The organism is Aneurinibacillus thermoaerophilus (assembly GCF_900099925.1).
Classification (GTDB): Bacteria; Bacillota; Bacilli; order Aneurinibacillales; family Aneurinibacillaceae; genus Aneurinibacillus; species Aneurinibacillus thermoaerophilus.
Genome location: NZ_FNDE01000067.1, coordinates 1 through 5,032, shown reverse-complemented (window position 1 = coordinate 5,032; position 5,032 = coordinate 1). Strand labels below are relative to the sequence as shown.

Here is a 5,032-nt window from a genome sequence, read left to right as displayed (position 1 = left end):
CCATGAAAAGCAACTTTTCCTTTAACGGTTATCAAATACGTAGTACCGTTGCAATTAAGCGGTTTTGGACATTGCTTTCTTTTACAGCCATGTTCTGCAGTGTAACAGGACACGGTGATATCTTAACAGGACTACGAAGTTGGCAAAACAAAAAGACAGAGAGTTGGATCGAATTTGTTTACTATGAAGCAAAGGCAGGAACGCAGCTGGATTTGATAAAAAATCAGTTACAAGCTGCCTAGGAGAACCTTCGGTTCTTTCTACATGGTAAATTTTGTATCAAATTTTGGGCAAGTCTAGTTGTAATATATGCTATCATGTAAGTGTCTACTGCTGATGTTGAATGATTGTACGTGAGCGTCCCCGATCTGATCGCCCTTTTGGTTTTAGACCGTGAAATCCTTCTCTACGATAGAGCAATACCCATAAGGCAATGGTTTTGGCTGTGAACTGCCTTGGGCCATAACGGGGAACCTCATGTATTTTGGCACTAATTTCAGCCAAAGAGGACACGTTCGTATACAATAGGCTGTATCCCCATACAATTCATTGCATAAACGAGGTGTCCTCCGTGTCACAAACTAACACATTACTAAAAGCATTACAACAAATCATTTCAGACATAAATTGATTACTGTCGAATGCATTTTTTAACGCAATTCCGTCTTCAATACGGTCAAAGCGAAACGCTCTTATAATCGCTAATAAATCATCAAAAACAGCTAGTTCGCTTGCTTCAAAAGGTCGTTGTGTTTGATAGGCTGATATAAAGGCATGAAATCGCTCAACTGGCGATAATGTACCTTCATATGCAACATGCCGAGCATGATAAACGCCTTGTATTGGCCCAATCGTCCGCCAAGCGCCCCCGATTCCACTGGAGGTAACGTATGAGAATTAAGCTAAGCCCAAGCACATAATAACATAATATAAGACCCCGAACAGAATCAATGAGATGGAACAGTAAGGCGGATGAGGTTACCAAGAACACTCGGCGTATCAGACAGACCTCCCCGGGTAACAGTGCCATCTTTCTCTCCATCTACTTGCCTCATTTACCTTTACTTGTCTTCGGCAGTTAGGACTTTGTCTTGTGTATTGCAGACTCATCCAGCGAGCACTGGCCTCATATGAGGTTCGTGTTCCTCAGGTCGTAGGTTTGCCGCCGACTTCCTTCAGATTCGACCTCGCGGTCGACACCCCTGTCTTAAGCTAATGACTACAACTGCCTTCATCATTCGGGACTTGAACCCTATAGATGACACCCATGCCGGGCACACAACGAGCAAAGGAACGGTTTGAGCCGTTCCTTTCAAAGAGATTCAATCGTTGTATAAAATCACTTTCATCGCTTTTTCTCTGGCAGCATTTCTAAACACCTCGTACGCCTGCATGATCTGGTCCAGCGGAAAGCGGTGAGTGATCAATTGTTTTGGTTTGATCTTTCCAGACTGCACTGTCTTTAACAACATCGGTGTCATGCTCGTGCTAACCAGCCCAGTCGTGATCTTGACATTGCGAAGCCACAATTGTTCCAAGCGTAGATCGACAGGCTTGCCGTGTACACCAACGTTGGCCAGCCGTCCGCCAGGCTTCAGGATTTGCTGACAGATGTCAAAGGTCACCGGGAACCCGACGGCCTCAATCGCTACATCAACGCCCTTTCCATCCGTTAATTCCATCACCTGCTCAACCGCATTTCCCTCTGAGCTGTTAACTGTCTTGGTGGCCCCGAACTTTTTGGACTGCTCCAAGCGATTATCGTCAAGGTCGACCATGATGATCTCCGCCGGCGAATAAAGTTGCGCTGTCATGAGTGCTGACATCCCGACCGGCCCGGCCCCGACAATAGCGACCACATCCCCCGGCTGAACGCCGCCGTAAATCACCCCAATTTCTAAACTCGTCGGCAAAATATCGCTCAACATGACAAGTGCTTCCTCATCGCTTCCCGGGGGAATATGATACATACTCGTATCAGCATAAGGGATACGAACGTATTCCGCCTGAGTACCATCGATCAGGTGCCCTAAAATCCAACCACCGTCTTCACAGTGAGCGTACATCGCTTTTTTGCAATAATCGCATCTTCCACAGGAAGTGACACAAGAAATCAGCACTCTATCTCCGGGCCTGAAATTGTTTACACCCGTGCCTACTTCTTCTACGATTCCGACACCTTCGTGTCCCAGGGTTCGACCGTCGGTTACCGCCGGTACATCACCGCCTAATATATGCAAATCCGTGCCGCAAATCGTCGTTTTGGTGATTTTTACGATTGCATCCGTCGGTTTCTGAATCGTCGGCTTGTCCTTCTCTACCCACTCGAACTTTCCTGGTTCACGGAATATAAGCGCTTTCATAAACATATACCTCCTAAGTTTATGCACTATTGAAGTAGATTGTCGTCCTGGATTTTGATACGCCGAGGCGATGTGGTGGTACCCCAGTAAGAAGGAAAAAGCCCCCTTCCTCTTTCCCTAATCCTCATCCAATGTACTCAACTGTAGTGGCGAATATGTGTATATTTTTCGCCTAGTATTTTTGCCTTTAAGGTTAAGGATTGCCCAGGTTGAAATTGAGCGATTGCTTTTCCGTCCGCAGGATTTAAAGAATGAAGTGAGCACGTCAATTTCTTTTACCTTTTTAACCACTACAAATTCCCGAAAACCTTCCCAACCGCCTTCTTGTGCCCTAGCTTGTTCATACTTCATAATGTGAGTTCAATAATCAGCTTTCCCAATGTTTTTCACACTATACTTCATGCTCATCATTTCCATAAGCATTTGATGTTACACCGTGTTCTTCCAATACATCCTCCACCCTCCTGGCGGAGAACCGACTTCCCGGGGCTCACCAGTTATACGGTCTCCGTTTCCTGTTGGTCAAGGTTAGGTATCTTCCCCAGTTCCGATGATGGCCTTCACCGTGACACTCTCGATTCGGCCCTCGCTTGTTCCCTATTTGGGGCTGCCATCACGCGGCGGCAGGATTCGCTTGATGCTACAGACCGACCGGTTGCTCCCCCAAAGGGGCTTTTGACACGGCGCTTCGATACCCGTCGTTTCCCCTGAGTACCGGCCGTCTGCTACCAGGCTCCCTGGCGATTATCCGGACCGGACTTTCACCGGCTAGTCCTCATCAGCTTGCACGAGTCCAACATGGACCCGCTCTGGGCACACAATGAGTTTGGCAACGCTGCCACGTATATCTGGTTGTGATTTATATCACTGTCCGGATGATTCCCCTGCTCTATAATGAATTTGCAAGGATTCTATTGGAAAACAAGTCAACTAAGTGACTAAGAGGAGGAGCCAAAATGTTGAGTCCAAAAACGATCGAGATTATCAAATCTACCGTACCTGTTTTAGAAGATCACGGTAAAGCGATCACAACCCGTTTTTACGAGTCGATGCTCACAAATCACCCAGAGTTGCTGAATATTTTTAACCATGCAAACCAAAAACAAGGAAGACAGCAAACAGCGCTTGCAAATGCGGTTTATGCGGCTGCGGCGAATATCGACAATCTTGAGGCGATCTTGCCAGCCGTTATACAAATTGCTCACAAACACATAAGCTTAGGCGTTAAGCCTGAGCATTATCCAATTGTGGGTAAGTACTTACTGATAGCCATTAAAGATGTGCTTGGAAATGCCGCAACTGATGAAATTATCCAAGCATGGAAGGAAGCTTATCAAGCCATTGCCGATGTATTCATCAGCGTGGAAGCGGAAATGTACCGGCAGGCAGAACGACAAGAAGGGGGTTGGGCAGGCTTCAGAAAATTCATTGTGGTTAAAAAAGTAAAGGAGAGCGATGTGATCACATCTTTCTATTTAAAACCGGAAGATGGCCAGGCGATCGCTTCCTTTCTACCCGGGCAGTATATCAGCGTGAAAATAGGTATCCCAGGAGAAAAATACACGCATATCCGTCAATATAGTTTATCGGATTCACCGGGTAAAGATTATTACCGAATAAGTGTTAAACGTGAGGATGAAAGTGCAGACAAGCCGGCAGGGATTGTCTCCACTTACCTGCACAAACATGTGCAAGAAGGGGACGTTTTGCAAATCAGTGTACCTGCTGGTGATTTTGTACTGGATATGGAAAAAGAGCTGCCTATTGTGCTAATCAGCGGCGGTGTTGGTTTAACACCTATGATCAGTATGTTGAATACGCTTGCCGAAGTACAGCCTGAACGTGAAGTCACGTTCATTCACGCTGCGATCAACAGTACAGTTCACGCGATGAGAGAGCATGTTACTCGCTTGGCGACTGAACGGGGAAATGTACGCTCTTTTGTATGTTATGAAAAACCAACGGAAGAAGACAGGGCGGCCCGCAATTACGATAAAGAAGGCTATATTGATTTGGAATGGCTTCAAACCATCGTGCCGAGCCCTCGCGCAGACTTTTATTTCTGTGGTCCCATACCTTTTATGAAGACGATTTATGGTGCTTTAAAACAATGGGGAGTAGCTGAGGAAGCGATCCACTTCGAATTCTTCGGTCCGAAAGGGGAATTGTCGGATCGATCTGTTCTGAAGTAATAATACTTCAGAGGGGCTGTCCCAAAAGTAATCGGGATGCCCCGTTTTTTTTTCGTAAAAAAAAGACGCCTTTTTAGTAAAATGCAAGTACCACCCAACAATTACCAAGAAAGGAATGTCTCTTATGTATGAACCTCCCCCACTTACCATAGGTTGAAGTGGGGGTTTCTGAACTGTCCACCTCGATAGAACAGGCGATCAGCGGGTTGTCGCTGATCTCACAGACACGTGCCGTCTGCGAGGGGAATCATTCAGCAACACACCCTTACGGGCGTGGGGCGGAACAAACCATCTACTACTTCTCGCTTAGGCGATCCGTAGATACGTGGGTTTCTGTATTTCAAACGGCAAGGACTGAATCCGGTTTTCATACAACACTTTGGACAGTAGATTCGCCGCACCGTGAATGTCCCGATGTTGGGTATAGCCGCACCACGCACGTTCTTTTTCGCCCCGCAAACCGGACAGGTTTGCGAT

The 5,032-nt window shown here is 46.5% G+C and carries 4 protein-coding genes and 1 pseudogene; 2 read left to right on the top strand and 3 right to left on the bottom strand.

From position 1 onward, the window contains the following. Positions 1 to 242 (top strand): annotated as a pseudogene (locus BLR88_RS19990) (IS701-like element ISPlan1 family transposase); the annotation flags it as partial. 480 nt (positions 243 to 722) lie between these two features. Here BLR88_RS19990 and BLR88_RS19825 read toward each other — a convergent pair. The 3 genes from BLR88_RS19825 to BLR88_RS19200 form a co-directional block, all read right to left on the bottom strand. Beyond that, entirely contained in the window at positions 723 to 878 is a 156-nt protein-coding gene (locus BLR88_RS19825) for a hypothetical protein (RefSeq protein ID WP_156424067.1), read from the bottom strand. 444 nt (positions 879 to 1,322) lie between these two features. Next, a complete protein-coding gene (locus BLR88_RS18250) occupies positions 1,323 to 2,363 on the bottom strand; it encodes a zinc-dependent alcohol dehydrogenase family protein (RefSeq protein ID WP_057899143.1) in 1,041 nt (346 codons plus the stop codon). A gap of 117 nt (positions 2,364 to 2,480) precedes the next feature. Further along, positions 2,481 to 2,714 carry a hypothetical protein gene (locus BLR88_RS19200; protein WP_057899144.1) on the bottom strand — a complete coding sequence of 78 codons (234 nt, stop codon included), beginning with the start codon at positions 2,712 to 2,714 and terminating at the stop codon, positions 2,481 to 2,483. A 605-nt stretch (positions 2,715 to 3,319) separates the two neighbouring features. Between BLR88_RS19200 and hmpA the strand changes: the two genes are divergently transcribed. Then, complete coding sequence (gene hmpA / locus BLR88_RS18245; RefSeq protein WP_091261519.1) at positions 3,320 to 4,555, top strand: NO-inducible flavohemoprotein; 1,236 nt, start codon at positions 3,320 to 3,322, stop codon at positions 4,553 to 4,555. Positions 4,556 to 5,032 lie beyond the last annotated feature (477 nt).